1 protein-coding gene is annotated in these 19581 nt (G+C 44.3%); it reads left to right on the top strand.

Annotation, left to right across the window (positions count from 1 at the left end; genetic code table 11):
• Nucleotides 1-12: 12 nt before the first annotated feature.
• Nucleotides 13-19578: an SDR family NAD(P)-dependent oxidoreductase gene (locus RZO55_RS24250; RefSeq protein ID WP_318066822.1), complete on the top strand. Its 19566-nt coding sequence runs from the start codon at nt 13-15 to the stop codon at nt 19576-19578.
• Nucleotides 19579-19581: the final 3 nt, after the last annotated feature.

The raw sequence follows: 19581 nt of genomic DNA, 5'->3' as shown, positions 1-19581 counted from the left end.
GCAGCAGAAAGGATGGATATATTGAATAACAATGGAATCGGCACAAAACCGGAGGACTGTGAAGCTCTGTATACACTTCCAGACGGTACCGTCATTCAGTGCAATAATAAATATGAAACTGACTTTTTGTATCATGAGTTATACCAGAATAATGTATATTTACAGCATGGTATTTCGATTAAGCCAGGTGATTGTATTTTTGATGTCGGAGCAAATATCGGTCTGTTCTCCCTTTTTGTTTTAAAAAATAACCCTGATGTGAGTATATATGCATTTGAGCCATCAAAACAACTATGTGAAAAAATAGCATTTAATACTGGTGAATACCAAAACAACATAACCATACTTCCCTATGGCCTTTCTGATGAAAATAGAAAGGCCGTTTTTACTTTTTATCCCGACTATTCAATCTTATCAGGATTTAAAGCTGATTTAGATGAAGATCTGAAGACGTTGAAATCAGGTGCTTCAGGATCGGAGCAGTTTAAAAATGCTGAGTCTGAATTCGAAAAACAGATGGTTGATACGATTGCCGCTAAAAAGCTGGAACAAAAAACAGAGGAATATTGTGAACTAAAGACTTTATCCAGAGTTATAAAGGAACAGGGGATAGTTCAGATCGATCTGTTAAAGATCGATGCTGAAAAATGTGAAATCGATATATTAAAAGGAATTGAAGATCCTGACTGGGAGAAAATCAAACAGCTGGTTATGGAGCTTCACGATTCAAAAGAAGCTGATTTTATTAACGATTTACTGACTCAACACGGATTTCAGGTAACGATGGTACAGGAAGAAGATCTAAAATCCACAAATATTGTTAATGTTTATGCAGAAAAAAAACAGTCCGTGGAGACAGCCGGGGCAAGAACAATCCAGATATCCGGAAATTTTACCACAGAACCTGTTTTGGAAGGATTAAATTTCTGGAAAGTAAAACTGGATTTTGCTGTGCAGGCAAAATGCTGTGGATATAATCAGGTTTTTCAGGATCTCCTGAACAGAGAAGGGCCGCTTTTGTTAAATCAGGACGGCACGAATGTTATACTCATTAAACTGGATGAATGGGTAAACGGCACCGACAATCTGGAAAAAATCAATGATTTTATCAGAGCGCTGAATACCTATCATGACAATTGCCCGATTAATACATTTTTAGTACTTTGTCCGTCTGCTTCAGAAAAAGAATTGTGCCGGCAGGCGGAAGAAATGATTGTAAATGCAGTGAAGCAGTTAAAAACAGTGTCCTTAATCAATGCCCGGGATTATCACGAAGATTACCAGATTACCAATGTTTTTGATCCGGTCAGCAATGAGATAGGACATATTCCTTACACTTTTTCTTATTATCATTTCCTTGCTACGCTGATTTTCAGACGAATTTATTCGGCCTGCATCAAACCGCTTAAAGTAATTGCCGTTGACTGCGACAATACTCTATGGAACGGGATCTGCAGTGAAGACGGGGCAGAACATGTAAACGTCACCGGAGCCGCAAAGCAGCTTCAGGAATATTTAAAGAAACAAATTGAATTGGGTTTTCTGGTGGTATTGTGCAGTAAAAATAATGAGGAAGATGTGTGGAAAGTCTTTGATAACAGGCCGGATATGCTTTTAAAGAGATCAGATATTACTGATTATGAGATCAATTGGAATCCAAAGTCTGAAAATATAACAGCTTTAAGCAGACGATTAAACTTAGGTCTGGATTCCTTCCTGTTTCTTGATGACAGTCCATTAGAATGTGCCGAGGTAAAAACCAGCTGTCCGGAAGTATTGACGGAAGTCTGGGACCCGCTCGTGGATGCGGTATCATTTTTCGCCCATAACTGGTATCTGGATCATTTTGAAGTAACCGAAGGGGATCAGATCAGACAGCAATTCTATCAGGATAACGCACAACGGGAGAAGCTTAGAAAAACCAGTTACAGTTTTCAGGAGTTTTTAGAAGGGCTTAATTTACAGGTAAAGACTGAGCCTTTGGCTGAAACTAACAGACCCCGCATACACCAGCTATGCATGAGAACCAATCAATTTAATTTCAATACCAATCGCTATTCAATAGAACAATTGACCGCCCTGATGACTGACGAACAGGCTGCCACATTTTGTGTCAGTGCTTCAGACCGCTTTGGCGATTATGGGCTGATCGGTTTTGCAGCGGTCAGGACATTGCCGGACTTTGAAGTGATAGATTTCCTGCTGAGCTGCCGGGCGATGGGGCGGGGAATTGAGAATCAGATTATGAAACAGATCGCCGGGCTGGCGGTCCAACTGCAATCAGAGTCAGTTTTTATCCATTTCTCAGATAGTGGAAAAAATGCCCCTGCACATGACTTTTTGGAAAAAATAGGGAGCAGTTACCGGACTGATGGTGGATATCGTTTTTCGCCCGGACAGCTTTTGACATTATGTGATCATTATCAGGAACAGGAAATGGTCCATTCCGAAGTAAAGCCTGCTGTTAAATCTGCTGTTATTACTGCAGATCACTTAAACAGCAGAGAACAGATGCTGGAACAACTGTTCCTGCGTTTGTGTACGGCTGAGAAAATTTCCCGGGAAATTGAAAAGTCACGGCTGCGCACCAACCAGACAATGGAAATGACGCAGGCGGTTGGATCTGCGGTACAGTCAGCTGATTACCAGGACTGCATTAAAGCAGCTTTTTCAAAAGCTTTAGGATATTCCATAAAACAATTAGATGAAAATGCAGAAATTAATCAATATCTGCAGGCGGATTCCTTGAAGATTGTTGAAATAACCTCGATTCTGCATCAGACATATCCAAATATCAGGCCGACTATATTATTTGAATTTCGTACAATAAAAGAAATTGAAACCTATATAAAATCAATTGATACGGTCGTTTTACCCGCAGCACAAATGAGGACTGAACCCGACTGCATAGACGATTATGCCGATACTGACATTGCAATCGTTGGAATAAACGGAAGATTTCCAGGAGCCGATGACTTAGATACATTCTGGAGTAATCTGGAAAAGGGGATCTGTTCAATAGATGAAATATCTCCCCAGCGCTGGAATTTAGAGCGCTATTTTGATTCCCGGGGCGGAGTTGGTAAGACCTATTCAAAATGGGGAGGTTTTTTTAAAGAAGTAGACCGGTTTGAGGCCTCTTTTTTTCAGATTTCTCCTAAAGAAGCCGAAACGATGGACCCACAGCAGCGTATAATGCTGGAATTGGTGTGGGGATTATTGGAGGATGCCGGCTATACTCCACAGAATGCGGACCGCAATACCGGAGTTTTTCTTGGAATGATCGCCAGTGATTACGCCAGCCTGACAGATCAGAATATTCTGCAGGGAGGGGAGGGGTACCGGAATGCTGACCATTACCAGGTACCGAACCGGATTTCTTACTTTTTTGATTTTCACGGTCCCAGTATAGCCGTTGACACCGCCTGTTCCTCATCTGGTACAGCAATTCATCTGGCTTGTAAGAGTCTGATCAGCGGAGAAACAACTGCTGCAGTAGCCGGGGGAATTAATCTGTTTCTGCATCCTGGAAGGTATATCCAGTACTCACAGATGCAGGTACTGTCCCCGGACGGATGCTGCCGGCCTTTCGGAGATGGTGCAAAAGGAACTGTCTACGGAGAAGGCGCAGCTGTTATATTGTTAAAAACTTATCAGAGGGCAATGGCAGACAAGGACCACATTTATGCCGTGATCAAAGGATCAGGCATCAATTCAGGTGGAAAAACCAATGGATTTACGGTTCCGAATCCTGTCTATCAGGGTCAGCTGATTTCAGAAGTGCTGGAAAAAAGCCATATAGATTCCCGCAGTATCACTTATGTAGAAACGCATGGAACCGGCACCGCGCTGGGCGATCCTATCGAAATTCAGGGTCTGACCGATGGTTTTAGTGCCAATAACAATGCGTGGAAGAATCGCCAGCAGGAATGTGCGATTGGTTCTTTAAAAGCAAATATCGGTCATTTGGAATCCTGTGCGGCGGCAGCCTCAATCATTAAAGTGGTGCTTCAGATGAAATATGGATATCTGGTGCCTTCATTAAATTCTAAGGTGCTTAATCCTTATATTTCATTTAAGGATACTCCATTCGTTGTACAGCAGCAGCTAAAAGAATGGAATCGTTTACCGGCGGATGATGGTGGCCGGTTATCTCTGCCCCGGCGTGCCGCAGTCAGTTCCTTTGGAGCCGGCGGAGTTAACGCTCATTTTATCCTGGAGGAATATACCGGTAACACAGATGTGAAAGATGAAAATATCCAGACCAATTACCTGTTTATTTTTTCTTCCACAGAGAAATGTAAATTAGAGCGGTATCTGCGGAGATTTATTAAGTGGATTGATGCACATCCTGCTGATCCTGGTCAGATTGCCTATACCTTGCAGATTGGCCGGACTGCGCTGCAGAAGCGGCTGGCAGTTGTGGCTAAATCGACTGCAGAACTGATCAGTAAGCTGACTTGTGTGCTGAATGGAGTGACAGGAATATCTGGGGTATTTACAGTTGACGGCAATAAAGAGACAAGCCAGCCGGATGAGCGGTTTATACAAAATATGATGGCGGAAAAAAACCTGGAAGCCCTGGGATCGCTGTGGGTAAATGGAGCAAAAATTGACTGGGCCTTTCTTTATCCGGACTGGCATGATCAGAAAATATCGTTGCCGGGATATGAGTTCACCGGATCACGATATTGGATTTCAACAGCAATTCCTGAAGCCAGTGTGATTCATCCCATGCTGGATGTAAATATTTCACCAATCAGCGGTCTTTGCTTTAAAAAATCCTTATATCCGGATGAAGAATTTTTCAGAGATCATATCATCGATGGAAGTACAATCTTACCTGGAATGTCATTTTTTGAATTTATCAGAGCGGCCCTAATGACTTCGGTGAAATTGCAGCCACAAATTGAGTACCATAATATTGTCTGGATCCATCCACTTATTGTCAGTGATAAAAGGGATGTTTATTTAAAGCTGACTCCGAAAGGGGAAAATGATCATCTGCTGGAAAGTCTGCTTTTTGATCCGCAGGATCATACGGAATATGTAAAATGTAAGATCAGCTGGACTGGGGAAGCGGTTCCGGTCACTGCAGCACGGGACATATCCGGTTTGCGCCAGAATCATACCGGAGTTGTTTTAAAAGATGAGTGTTACCGCATTCTGAGCACTTCCGGTTATGAATATGGGGCATCATACCAGGTGATTGAACAACTTTCCTATAACAGTCAGCAGGTCATGGCTGCACTATGCTTAAATACGGCAGTTCAAAAGGATATACTGCTTCAGCCGGCACTTTTAGACGGAGCACTGCAGGCTGTGACGGTGTGGGATGCTAAGGTAAACGGAATCAGAAAATATCCAAGGGTTCCTTATACCGTAAGGCAGGTATCTGTTTTCAGGCCATTGCCCAGTCGATGCTATGTAATTGCAACAAGATCGGCTGACGGTCAGGATCTGGAAAAATACGACTTAGAGCTGGTGGATGAATCAGGCCGGAAGCTGGTCTCAATCAGAGAATATTATCCCCGGGAATTATATCAGCAAAAATCATCAGACCATTCTGATAAAATGCTGGTCAGCACGATATTAAAGCAAAAAGAACTGCCGTGTGCACAAACAGTGCCGGAATCAAAAAACTATCTGGTTTTTGATCTGGATGAAACATTTACCGCACTATTAAAAAATAAATATCGTAATCTTAATATTGTTCTGGTGCTGCCGGGATCTCAGTTTTCAGAAAAAGACAGCTGCTGTTATCAGATTAATCCTGATCATCCGACAGATTATGATTTGCTGGTCAATGCCATGGAGATGCAGGATTTTGAACCGGAAGTGGTACTCCACTTCTGGTCAGGCAAATATCATCGTCTGGCATCTGAGCTGTTAGGTGATCAGCTTTCGTTTAGTGTCTATTCAGTATTATCACTATGCCAGAAGTTATCCATCAAAAGGGAGCCAAAAGATGTTCGGTTTCTCTATTTTTATGGCAGTGAAGAAGATGGCAGCCAGCCACAGTATTCAGCTGTTGCCGGAATGCTCAAAACCATTCTCAGAGAGCAGAACCGGATGTCTTTTAAAACCATTGACTGCGGATTGCAGTACGAAGATCAGCAAAAACGTCTGGCAATTCTGTCAGCGGAATTAACTGGGGTACCTGAATTGAATCTGTCTGAGGTTTTTTATAAAAAAGGGGTGCGATACCAAAAAGAGATTCTGCTCCAGCCATTTATCCCTTTGACAGAAGTAAAAAAGATCCATGGTTCTGATGACCGAATGGTCGTTCTCATTACCGGCGGCAGCGGCAGACTGGGATGGCTGTTTGCCGAGTATTTTGCTAAAAAGCAGCCGACTACCATTATTCTCACCGGAAGGACGGCATTCAGCGATAGTATACGCGAGAGAATTGTTAAGTTAAAAGCTCTGGGTTCCGAGGCAGTATACATATCCGCCGATATATCATCACCAACAGAGACGGCCAGGCTGATTGCCGATGTAAAACAACGGTATCAAAAAATAAACGGGGTGATCCATGCCGCCGGAATAATCAAAGATGCTTTGTTGATTAACAAACGGCTGGATGATTTTAAATCTGTTATTGGACCTAAGATAATGGGAACCATCTGTCTGGATCAGGCACTCAGCAAAGAAGAACTGGACTTTTTTGTTCTTTTTTCTTCAACTTCATCACTGGCAGGGCACCTGGGCCAATGTGATTATTCCTATGCCAATCGATTTTTGGATGATTTCGCCTTGTATCGGGAGCAGTTATGCCGTAATGGTGAACGTTATGGGAATACCATATCAATAAACTGGCCGTGGTGGGAAGACGGCGGAATGGGGCTTAATGATGCTTCAGTGAACAGATTAAAAAAACAGTATGGTTTTTCAGGTATGTCAAATCAGACTGGTTTCAGTCTGTTCGAGTATGCTCTGACGTCGGATAAAGCTAACATAGGTCTGTTTATCGCAGATGCCTCGCTGCTTCAAATGTATCTGACAGGAAATTCACCGCTCAAAGAAGAGTCAGTTTCCTCAGGTTCCGGCAGCAGCGATATACAAATGTGCCTGATTAATGACATCAGTGCAATGATCAGTACAATTCTTAAGCTTCCTTCGGAGCAGATTGATGAGCAGATTAATTTCAGTCAGTTTGGATTTGATTCAATTACATTTACACAGTTGGCCGACTGCCTCAATAAAAAATATCATATTGACCTGTCACCGGCTGATTTCTATGAATATAAAAACTTAAAGCAATTGTCAATGTTTTTATGGGATGAGCACAGCCAGAATCTGATCTCATTTTATGAGGACCACGAAAGCTGCCAGTCCCAGCCGGAACCTGATAGTTATTCCGGGTATGACGATTTTGTAACAGCGGGTCCAATGGCAGAATCCAAAAAAAATTATGCCGCAGTCATCGGCATCGGCTGTATTTTTCCAGGCTCAAAAAACCCGGAAGAATTTTGGAATCATCTGAAAAACGGAGATAGTATGATCACTGCAGTTCCAGCAGAACGCTTAAATCAATATCGTCCCCAATGGGGTGGTTTCTTAACCGATGTAGATAAGTTTGATGCGGAGTTTTTTGGTGTTTCACCGCGGGAGGCTGCTTATATGGATCCGCAGCAGCGAATTTTACTTGAAACGGTTTGGAGCACTTTAGAAGATGCAGGATGTAATCCTGATGATCTGGCCGGCAGCAAAACCGGAGTATTTATCGGTGCATCATTAAAAGATTACGATGAGCTGATAATTCAGTCAAAGATAGAGGCTGATCCTTTTATGGCCGGCGGAGTTAATAATTCTATCCTTGCTAACCGGATTTCTTATGTGCTGGACTTACATGGACCCAGTGAAGTGATTGACACCGCATGTTCCAGTTCACTGGCAGCTATCAAACATGCGGCAGCGAGCATTGAAAGCGGAGAATCTGAACTGGCTATCGCAGGTGGTATTAATATTATTCTTACACCGAAATTCCACCAGATATTTGAAAAAACCGGAATGTTAAGCAGCAGCGGAAAATGCAGTACCTTCGACCAGCAGGCAGATGGATATGTAAGAAGCGAAGGAGTGGGGGTGCTGTTGTTAAAGCCGCTGTCGCGGGCGGTACAGGATCGGGATCAGATATATGGAGTCATTAAAAGTGTGGCGGAAAACCATGGCGGCCGTGCACAATCGTTAACGGCCCCAAATCCCACCGCACAGGCACAGTTAATTAAAGATGCCTATACATTATCACAGATATCAGTAAATTCCATCGATTATCTGGAGGCCCATGGTACCGGGACCAGGTTAGGAGACCCTATCGAAATTAATGGACTGAAAGAAAGCTTTCGTGCCCTGACAGCGGATGCGGCACAACCTGCTGTTAAAACACCGTGGTGCGGCATCGGCTCGGTAAAAACAAATATTGGTCATTTGGAAGCTGCTTCCGGAGCAGCCGGTGTAATTAAGGTACTTCTGTCGATGAAGCATGAAGTAATTCCTGCCAGTATTCATTTTAAACAGCTGAATTCCCATATTCATTTAGAAGGTTCTCCTTTTTATATCGTAGATCAGCCAAGATTATGGCCGCATAAAGATAATATACCGAGGCGATCAGGAGTCAGTTCATTTGGTTTTGGCGGAACCAATGTCCACCTGATTTTAGAAGATTACATTCCTGAGGTCATGGATACCGGGTATCTCTCTGGGGAGAAGCCACAGTTGTTTGTTATTTCAGCAAAAGACAAAGAAAGGCTGATTGAATCTGTGAAACAGATTTATTCATATCTCAACCGAAGATTTCAGGATAAACAGCAAGATGCCGGAGCTTTAACGGAATTCACATTAGAAAACATTGCATACACTTTGCAGACAGGACGTAAAACAATGGAAAAGAAAGTTGCCTTTATTGCCGGAAGTCAGGAGGAATTGCTGGCTGCTTTGAAAAAACTTTCTTCTGGTGAGGATTGCTGCGGATTCTATGATAATAAAACAAAGGAAAATGAACCATTTAATGAACCGGATTCGGAGTGGAAGATAAAGCTGCAGCAATATGCTGCCAGATGGCTGGAGGGAAACCAGGTTTCATGGAACGAGCTTCATCAGGGTTTAGCGGCAAAAAAAATATCCCTGCCAGCATATCCATTTAAAAAAATCAGGCATTGGCTGCCACAGCAGGCTGAGGTAATTGCCGACCGTTCTTTTACTGGTGAGGAATTCTATTTGACCGGACATATTATTCATAATCATAAGGTGCTGCCGGGAGTTATGTATATTGAGACTGCGCTGCAGACGGCGAAAACTGCTTATGGTAAAAAATATAATGTGATTCGCAATATCATCTGGTCCCAGATGTTAAGCAGCTCAGATCAGTCATTTAAGATTCGGACTGTGCTCAAAGAGCAAAGCGGTCAGATAACTTATAAGATCTTAAAGGATCAGCACCTGTCTCAGAATCTTCTCTGCTGTCAGGGAATTTTATCTGCAGAGACGTTGAATCAGCCGGCTGTAAACCGAAAGTCTGATCTGGACAGAATGACCGGCAGTGGGTTTGACCAGGTTAATAAAGAGGTATTTTATAATGCATTTGAAATTGACGGTACCGGATATTTTGGCGGTATGCGTCCAGTGGAACGGATGTGGCATAAAGGGGCGGAAGCGTTATCTTTAATCCGTCTCCCTGAAAAAATTAGGGATACTTTTGATGATTATCTGCTGCATCCTTCAATTATGGATGGAGCACTGCAGACAGCTTTCGGTCTGATTGACGGCAGGACCTGGTCAGCAAAGGCCCCTTATCTGCCATTTACTGTGCGTGAAATAAGAGTTTATCAGTCTTTTTCAAGCGAGTGCTATGTCTATGCAAGACTTTGTGATGATCGTCCTGGTAACGGACAGGATTATTTTGTTTGTGATATCGTTATCACCGACCCGGATGGTTTCATTTTGGCTGAAATCGATGAATATTGTGCCAGGTCTTTAAATTTTTCTGATAATACCAGCTCCATGAAGGTCTCTCCAGAGTCTGCCGGAGTAATTAGCTGTACGAGAAAATGGAAACAGGCGAAACTCGATGTGGAGACAGAAAGTCCGTCTGATACTGAAGCGCAGCAGTCTCTTCTGATGGTTAGTTCGAGACCGGAATTCTGGCATGCTTCTGGTTTTTTTGATAACGGAAGCAGAAGGTGGAAGACGGTGGATATCATTGCGGATTTAAAGGATCTCAAAGTACAGGAAACAGCTCTGCCCGATGTTGTGATCTATGATTTCATTGCGCCGCCGAAAGAACCTCAGGAGCTCAACTTTCAATGGCCAATCATCTTTGCCCGGACTGTTTTTTCCGTAACGCGGGAATTACTTTTAAACAGGCCGATAAAAACTATCACCAATATCATACTGTGTCCGCTGGAAGAAAGTCTCATCTTTAGTGCAATGCTGGAGGAGGCGGCAGTCTCAGCATTAAATGGGTTTGCCCGAAGTGTGGAATGGGAGAAAAGCAATTTCTATTTTAAATCAGTTAAAATCAGCCGGCAGGTCAGCCGTGGCAAACTGGAAGAAATCCTGTTAAATGAGCTGCCGCTGATGGATTATTGTGAAATTAAGTATGAAAATGAGCTGCGTTTTGCCAATCTGACTGAGCCGGTTGAGAACTTTAAAGAAAATGAACTGGTACAAACCGGCGGTTTCCGGATCAATGGCACTTATCTCATTGCAGGCGGCATGGGTGGTGTAGGAAAGACAGTTGCAACCTATCTGGCCCGGAATTATCAGGCCAGTCTGATTTTGATCGGACGCAGCCCCGAGGGACCGGAACAGCAGCAGTTTTTAGCCCGGCTTGGTCAGTATGGAGGCAGAGACATCTATATTCAGGGCAATTTAGCCAGTGCTGCCGATATGGAGAAAATAAAGGATATCATAAATCAGAATGGGTTTCAAATAAACGGCATTTTAAACTGTGCCGGGAATTTATCCGATCAGCAGTTAATTTATATGGAGACAGCCAGCTGTGCGGAAGTGATTGATCCTAAAATTCAAGGTACCATCAATCTGGATCTGATGTCACAGGAGATGGATTTAGACTTCTTTTTGATGTATTCCTCTGTCTCAGCCATTTCCGGAAATGCCGGACAGACCAGTTACGCCTTTGCAAACCGCTTTCTTGATGAATTTGCAGTAGTCCGCGAACGTCTGCGGGCGGCTGGTAAAAGAAGCGGTAAAACGATTGCGTTAGGCTCACCTTACTGGAAAGACGGAGGGATGGCGATGCCGGAAACGGCAATTAAATGGCTGGCCCGGGATGGGGGACTGCTTCCGGCAGAAAACGAACTTTGCCTTAGCATGTTAGAACATGCGGTTGTAAGTAATGAACACTATATCGGATTTTTATTTGGTTACAAAGATAAACTCCTGAACTGGCTGGAACATGCTGTTAAACAGAAATCTAAGGATCGGCTCAGTGTTTTTGAAAACAGCACCGGAACTGCTGATACCCAATGGCAGGCTCAATTCCAAATGGAGTTTTATCAAATGATTGCCAGATTATTGCAGCTGCCGGAAGGTAAGTTAAAGCCATCTGACTATTTTGACCAGATTGGCATGAATTCACTGTTATTTATGGAATTTTCAGATGAGATTCACGAGCGCTTTAAGCTTGATGTTCTGCCCTCCGCATTTTTTGAATTCAACAGCCCTGAAGATGCTGCCGCCTATCTGTTAAAAAAATATTCTGATGAGCTGCAGCAATGGTATCAGAACAAGAGTATCTGTTCTGAACCGGCCCCGGTGCCAAGTGACCGCCAGCCTGAAGATGCCTTTACCGGTTCTCATCAAACGCAGCCCCATAATCAGAACATTCAAAAGATTGCGGTGGTGGGCATGGCTGGAGTGTTTCCGGGATCAAGTACAGTAGATGAATTCTGGGAGAATATTTCTGAAGGAGTTGACTGCATTACCGAATTGCCTGCCGGACGGTTAAAAGACTTTGGTTATCAACAGGAAGCCGATAAAAGCCTTAATGACATTTGTGCTGCAAAGGGCGGTTATCTGACTCATATCGACCATTTTGATGCACCTTTTTTTGGTATCTCCAACAAAGAAGCAAAATTTATGGATCCGCAGCAGCGGATCTTTCTGGAAACTGTGTGGGCTGCAATTGAAGATGCCGGATACAGGGCCTGCGATCTTTCGGGAACACAGACCGGTGTCTACGCAGGTGTTGCAAATTCGGATTACTATGATGTAGTCCTGGATGCACAGACTGGTATGGATGCTTACGTTGTAACAGGCAAAGAGCATTCAATTCTGGCGAACCGTGTTTCTTACCTGTTAAACCTGCATGGTCCCAGTGAAGCATTAAATACGGCATGTTCCAGTTCTTTGGTAGCAATAGACCATGCAGTCAGGGCGATTCGGGAAGGACGCTGTGAACTGGCAATTGCCGGTGGAGTCAATCTTCTTTCCAGCCGTTCTTACTTTGTTTCCGTATCAGATGCCGGAATGCTTTCTCCACAGGGTCGCTGCAGGCCTTTTGATCAGGCAGCGGATGGTTACGTAAGGGGGGAAGGCTGCGGAGTCCTGATTTTAAAAAGTCTGGAGCAGGCTGAGAGAGACGGCGACCAGATTTATGGCGTAATTCTTGGCTGCGGTGTGGGACACAGCGGCAGAACTACGTCGCTCACTGCCCCCAGTGCGAATTCCCAGGCGGAGCTTTTAGTCCGCACTTATCGGGAGGCCGGTATAACACCTGCTTCTATCAGCTATCTCGAGGCACACGGAACCGGTACAAAACTGGGCGATCCCATTGAAATAGAGGGGGTTAAAATGGCATGTTCAGAATTATGCCGTGAATTTAACACCAATACGCCCCCGGTTCCTTATATCGGTATCGGTTCGGTTAAAGCATCGATTGGGCATCTGGAGTCCGCTGCGGGTGTGGCGGGTGTGATCAAAGTTCTGCTGTCCATGAAGCACAAAACCCTGCCGCCTAATCCGCAGCTGCATACGATAAATCCCTATGTACAGAGTGAGGACAGCCCGTTTTACTTTGTCAAAACAAAGCAGCCCTGGATCATTCCGGAAAACCTGACGAAAAGAAGAGCGGGAATCAGTTCTTTTGGATTTGGAGGTACCAATGCGCATCTGATTTTAGAAGAATACGATGAAGATACGGTAAAGCAGCAGTCAGATGCTTCAAATGAGCCGCAGTTATTTGTATTGTCCGCAAAAAATAAGGATCGTGTGATACAATATGCGGCTGCAATCCGGGACTGTATCAGCAATCAGAGCAGCGGGATACGTTTTGACGATATGATCTTTACATTACAAACCGGCAGAGAGGCAATGGCTTCCCGGTTTGCCTGTGTGGTTAATGATTTCGATCAATTAATGATGAAACTTGATTATTTCTGCAATGAGGGAAAACCAGATGGTGCCAGCCTTTTCAAAGACAGCTGTGAAAGTGTTAAAAAGACAATAAACAGCAGCCGGCTGGGGGAAATGAAACCAATGGAAATTGCAAGATTGTGGATTGATGGTTTTGATATCCCGTGGAGTAAGATGCCTGCAGCTTCCGGCAGAAAAAAAATTCATCTGCCGACCTATCCTTTTTCTCCTATAAGGTATTGGTTAGAAAAAAGATTAAATGCTGGGGTGCCTGCCAAAAGTATCAGCGAGGCAGTTCTCAATCATGCACACTATTATTACCCGGTCTGGAAGCAGACTAAAATTCAGGAAATGCCGGATCAATATTATGAACCCGGATGTACTCTGGTGACAGGTTCGGATGAGGATTGTTTAAAGATTTCAGACCTGATTCACAAACGCAATCCAGATGCCAGGATCATACATGCGGCAGCCGGACAGAAGTTCAATGAATACAGTCCTGGGAACTACCTGATTGATCATCATACGGAGACAGACTGGAACTGCCTGTTTGATCAATTGGAACTGAAGGGGTCTCTTCCGGAGCAGGTCATCTATTTATGTGATTTGGCCAGGATGCCCGGAGCAGAAGATTCAAGCCAGCGGCTGAGACCATTATTGTATATGTGCCGAAATCTCATGACCCGGTATCAGTCAGGCACAATCAAACTGATTTATGCCTATCAATGGGACGACAGTCCCGAGTGCTGCCTTGGACAGGCTGTGGGAGCATTCTTAAAGACAGCAGCACTGGAATATCCTAAGCTGCAGTTTGTTACAGCAGGAATTTCAGAGCTCGATGAACCAGCCTGTCAGTTACTTTTAGATGAAGTGGATCAGACCGATCGTGAAGTGAGATATTTAAATCATCAGAGAGAAGTAAAAGAATATTGCCCACTGCCGGCGGGACAGTATGATCAACAGCCGCTGGTAATAGTGCCAGGGGGAACTTATTTAATAACCGGAGGAAGTGGGGGGCTGGGGCAGATTATTGCAAAGGATCTGGTTAGCAGATATCAGATAAATCTGGTCATTGCCGGAAGGAAAACAGCGGTTAAAGAGAATATATCCCAAATCAGGGAAAATGCTGTAACTGGTGCAATCATTGATTATTATAACTGTGATCTGTCTGATTATGGACAGGTAGAAACGTTAGTGCAAAAAATAATCGACCGCTTTGGCAAAATAACTGGTATATTCCATTTGGCAGGATCCATACGGGATCAGTTTCTGGTAAAAAAAGAAGAGCCTCAGATTGATGAGGTATTGTCACCTAAAATCAGTGGGGTTTTAAATCTGCAAAAAAGCATATCTGGCCGGCAAGTTGATTTTGTCGTAACCTTTTCTTCAATGGCCGCCGTAACAGGCAATATCGGCCAGGGTGACTACGCTTATGCGAATGCCTTTATGGACGCTTTTTCTTTGTACCAGGCAGGCCAGAATATAAAATGGGTTTCTATTAGCTGGCCTTATTGGTTATCAGCCGGAATGCAGATCATGACGAACCAGGCCGAGCAAATTTGTGAAGCTGCCGGACTGATCCCGCTGACTGCTGAAAAAGGGCTGGAATTGTTTTATTTCATTCTGACCCATCCCGCTTCTCATATCATCCCGCTGTATGGTGTCAGCGAGCTGATTGAACAAAGTATGGGGAATAAAAACCGCAATCAATCAGTACAGCAGCGTCAAGCTGATGAAAGACCGATAAGCGTCTGGCTCACTGAGATGTTTTCAGATTTGCTGGATATTGAAGCAGATCAGCTGGATCCTGAGATTTCGTTTGAAGAGTATGGAGTAGATTCAATTGTTGTTAATAAATTTAACAGCCGGATCGAAAAGAGATTTCCCAATGTGGCAAAAACGTTGTTATTTGAATATGACAACATTGCAAAGCTGTCACAATACTTAGAACACGAAAACGGTCAGGCCAGGGCTGGAGGTCATTCAGATGAAAAGCAGACCGTCCGGGAATCGGTTACGGCGCAGGAAAACAACGATATTGCCGTTATTGGTATGGGCGGAGTTTATCCGATGGCAGAAACGCTTGATGAATTCTGGGAAAATCTTAAGCAGGGCAAAGACTGTATTGATGAAATTCCCAGGCAGCGATGGGATTGGACCGATAAGCAGCAAAACGGAAGTCTGGATTGTCATTGGGGCGGATTTTTAAGTGATATTGATTCTTTTGACTGTCAGTTTTTTAAAATATCTCCCCGCGAGGCCCAGCTGATAGATCCTCAGGAACGGCTGTTTTTACAAGTTGTCTGGGAAACGCTGCAGGATTCAGGTTATGGCGGCACTTTCGCAGATCGGAAGGGTCCCTTTGATGTAGGAGTTTTTGCCGGAGTTACAACTAATACATTACCATATTTAGGAATTGCCAGACAGCAGGATAAAAGTATTTACCCGAATGCGAATTTTTGGTCGATTCCAAACCGGGTTTCATTTTTGTTCCGGTTTACCGGTCCCAGCCTGACTGTCGATACGGCATGCTCTTCTTCTTTAACTGCAATTCATCTTGCGTGCCAGAGTATACACAGGGGAGAATGTTCAATGGCAGTGGCAGGAGGAGTCAATCTTTACCTGAGTCCGGCGAAATATCTGCAGATGAGTACCTCCGGAATGCTGTCAAAAACCGGACGATGCAATAGCTTCGGATCTGGAGGAGATGGGTTTGTGCCGGGAGAAGGGGCTGGTGCCATATTATTAAAGCCGTTGTCCCAGGCAATAAAGGATCATGATCATATTTATGGAGTAATTAAAGGCAGCAGCCTTAATCACGGCGGCAGCACAAACGGACTTACAGTCCCAAGTCCGGCCAGTCAGGCAGAAGTGATTTTGCATGCCTGTGAAAACGCCCGGATTGATCCTTCAACAATCAGCTATATCGAAGCTCACGGGACCGGCACTGAACTGGGCGATCCCATTGAAATTGAAGGTCTGACACGGGTATTCAGGCAATATACCAGAGAACGGCAATTCTGCTCCGTGGGTTCACTAAAGTCAAATATCGGACATCTTGAAGCAGCAGCAGGAATTGCAGGAATTACCAAAGTACTGCTTCAGATGAAGCACCGGATGCTGGTTCCATCTCTGCATTCGGAAGTTTTAAATCCAAATATCGCTTTTGCAGAAACGCCTTTTTACATTCAAAAAGAGAGTGCTTTCTGGAAGAATAAAATGGCTCCCATTCCCCGCCGGGCAGGGATTAGTTCCTTTGGAGCCGGAGGGACTAACGTACACATTGTTCTGGAAGAATATGAAAGGATTGAAAATACCGGCAATGTAATCGGTGACAGCAAATCATTAATTATTCTTTCAGCTTATGACCAGAATGAATTAAAGAATTATGCTGCCAGGCTTGCCAGCAGCATCCGAATGTCGGATGAACCGCCCAGCCTGGCGGAAATTGCGTATACATTGCAGACAGGGCGCAGCAGCTTAAACTGCCGATGTGCTTTCGTGGTAGATTCTGCCGACGTGCTGTTAGAGCATTTGGACAATATCAGCAGGGAAGGGGAACAGGCGCCGGAGGTATACCATGGGTTTGTCAAACAAAGCCGCCTGCGCAAACCAGTCAGCTATCCTGAGGACCAAAACGGTGATCAAGAGCACGTGTCACCGGACCTGCAAAAGATCGCAAAACTGTGGGTGGCAGGAGCAGAGATATCCTGGCCTGCGTTATATGGTGCCGGGACACCCATGAAAATATCACTGCCATTTCCCTCTTTGAACACAAAAAAGTTTCCGCTTAAACAACTATTTGGCACAACGGAACAATCAAATACAGATATCGAGGTGAAAATTTTGGATACATATTATAAAACGGAGCAGCAAACAATTCGGAATGACCTGATTACAACGCTAAAAAAGGCTGTTGCAGAGGTGCTCTATCTGGAATCAGATGAGATTGATGAGGATACACAGTTTATTGATCTGGGATTAGATTCGATTTTGGGAGTTGAGCTGGTCAGCATAATAAATAAGCAGTTAAAACTGTCAGTGAAGGCAACGAAACTATATGAGTTCACAACTATATCTGAATTCTCCGATTTTCTGGCCGGTATGATTCAGAAAACTGAGCCGCCGGTAAACGAGCCTGAATGCAGGCCGAAAACACCGGACATCGTACCGGTTCGTCAGGCACAGACTCTGGCATTTAAAACAAAAGCGCCGGTATCATCAGCCGGTATTATTGAAAAACCGAAACTGCAGAAAACTGACGATCAGCAGGTAGCTGAAACCGGTGATGTAGCAGTGGTTGGTATATCAGTGCGGCTGCCTGGCGTAAATGATATCTGGGAGTTTTGGAAGCTGATTGAAAAAGGGGGCACTACCATCACTGAGATACCGGAAAACCGGTGGGTCATTGAACCTGAGGAATCACAAGCGGAAAGTGGAAGGCAGCAAAAGAGGAGCCGTCATGGCGGGTTCTTAAACGATGTGGATAAGTTTGAACCGGAATTTTTTGGAATATCTCCGTGGGAAGCAGCGCAGATGGATCCCCAGCACCGGATCGTGCTGCAGGAAGTCTGGAGGGCCCTGGAAAATGCCGGCTATCCCCCTGAATCCTTAAGTCAGAAAAGGTGTGGTATTTATCTGGGAGCAGGAAGCATCAATGAATACAATTCCAGATATATGTTTAATGCCTCTTCCCTATTGTCGGCGAGAGCAGCCTTTTTTCTCAACTTAAAGGGGCCTGTCGTATCCATAGATACGGCCTGTTCTTCTTCATTGGTGGCACTCCACCTGGCTTCGCAGTCACTGCTTAATAAAGAAACCGATATGATGATCACCGGGGGTATCAGTCTGTATTTGAACAGCAATATTTATAACCAGCTGGACGCTGCCCAGATGATTTCACCGGATGGAGTCTGCCGCAGCTTTGATGAGGCAGCAAACGGGTTTGTACCATCGGAAGGCTGTGTGGTGCTGATTCTTAAACGCTATCAGGATGCAGTAAACGATGGTGATTATATCTATGCAGCAATTAAAAGTTCGGCAATCAACCAGGATGGCCGTACCAATGGGATCACTGCACCCAGTGGCGCAGCGCAGCGGGAGCTGTTAATTGATGTTTACAGAAAGGGCAATATTGATCCTGCAACAATTACTTATGCCGAAGCTCACGGTACCGGAACCAGCCTTGGTGATCCGATTGAATTTGAAGCTTTAAGCGAAGCCTTCCGGACGTTTACAGATCAACAGAATTTCTGTGCACTGGGTTCGGTTAAAACAAACATAGGACATACGTCAGCAGCATCCGGGGCAGCCGGAGTGGTTAAAGTGATTCTGTCAATGATGAATAAAAAAATACCTCCTCTGCTCAATTTTAAAACACCTAATCACTTAATCGATGTTGACAATAGTCCATTTTATATCAATGACAAGTTAAAAACGTGGGGAGATGGCCGCACACCGCTGAGAGCCTGTGTCAGCTCATTCGGATTCAGCGGGACAAACGCTCATATGGTGCTTGAATCAGCGGAAAAGAATTTTACAGGCCAGAGGGAAACGGAAAATCAGCAGCCGTATTATTTGATTCCGTTATCAGCGAAAACACAGCAGTCACTGGCTGGTTTTTGTATAGATTTTGTGCAGTGGATCAAACAGGACCAGGCTGATACCCGACTATCTGATATATCCTATACTCTCTTCACTGGCCGTCAGCATTTTGATGTCAGAAAGGCTTTGATTGTGAAAGATAAGCAGGATCTGATCCGCCAGCTTGAACAGCTGACGATTGGTAATCAGCAGGAACCGTCAGACAGCTACTACAAATCCGTGCAGTTTCTGACCATGTTAAAAGAGTTTGGAACCAGTATTATGGAGCAGGTGAATTATAATACCGTCAAATCTGATGCGGAGTATCATACGAGACTAATGACCCTGGCGGAATTGTACATGACCGGCATAGATTTGGACTGGGAACAGCTATTTGAAAAAGGAATGGTAAGGAGAGTGCCGCTGCCAATGTATCATTTTGAAGGCAAATCATATTGGCTTAAAGATGCTGTAAAAGGGCAGCCGGTTAAGGAATCTGCTCAGGCGGCTGAAACCCGGACCGTACTGGCAAAAGAAAAAGAGACTAAAATGACATCGGAACAGGCACTGAAATTGCTGTCAGGCATTTTTCAGGAAAAAGCAACCGGGAATGTATGAACA

This window comes from Clostridium boliviensis, from assembly GCF_033342255.1.
Taxonomy (GTDB): domain Bacteria; phylum Bacillota; class Clostridia; order Lachnospirales; family Lachnospiraceae; genus Lacrimispora; species Lacrimispora boliviensis.
Note: the sequence above shows the minus strand (reverse complement) of the source record. Positions and strands in the feature narration are given on the sequence as shown.

Excerpts from the sequence above, each read along its gene's own strand:
- RZO55_RS24250 (WP_318066822.1), top strand. The coding sequence starts at position 13 with ATGGATATATTGAATAACAATGGAATCGGCACAAAACCGGAGGACTGT.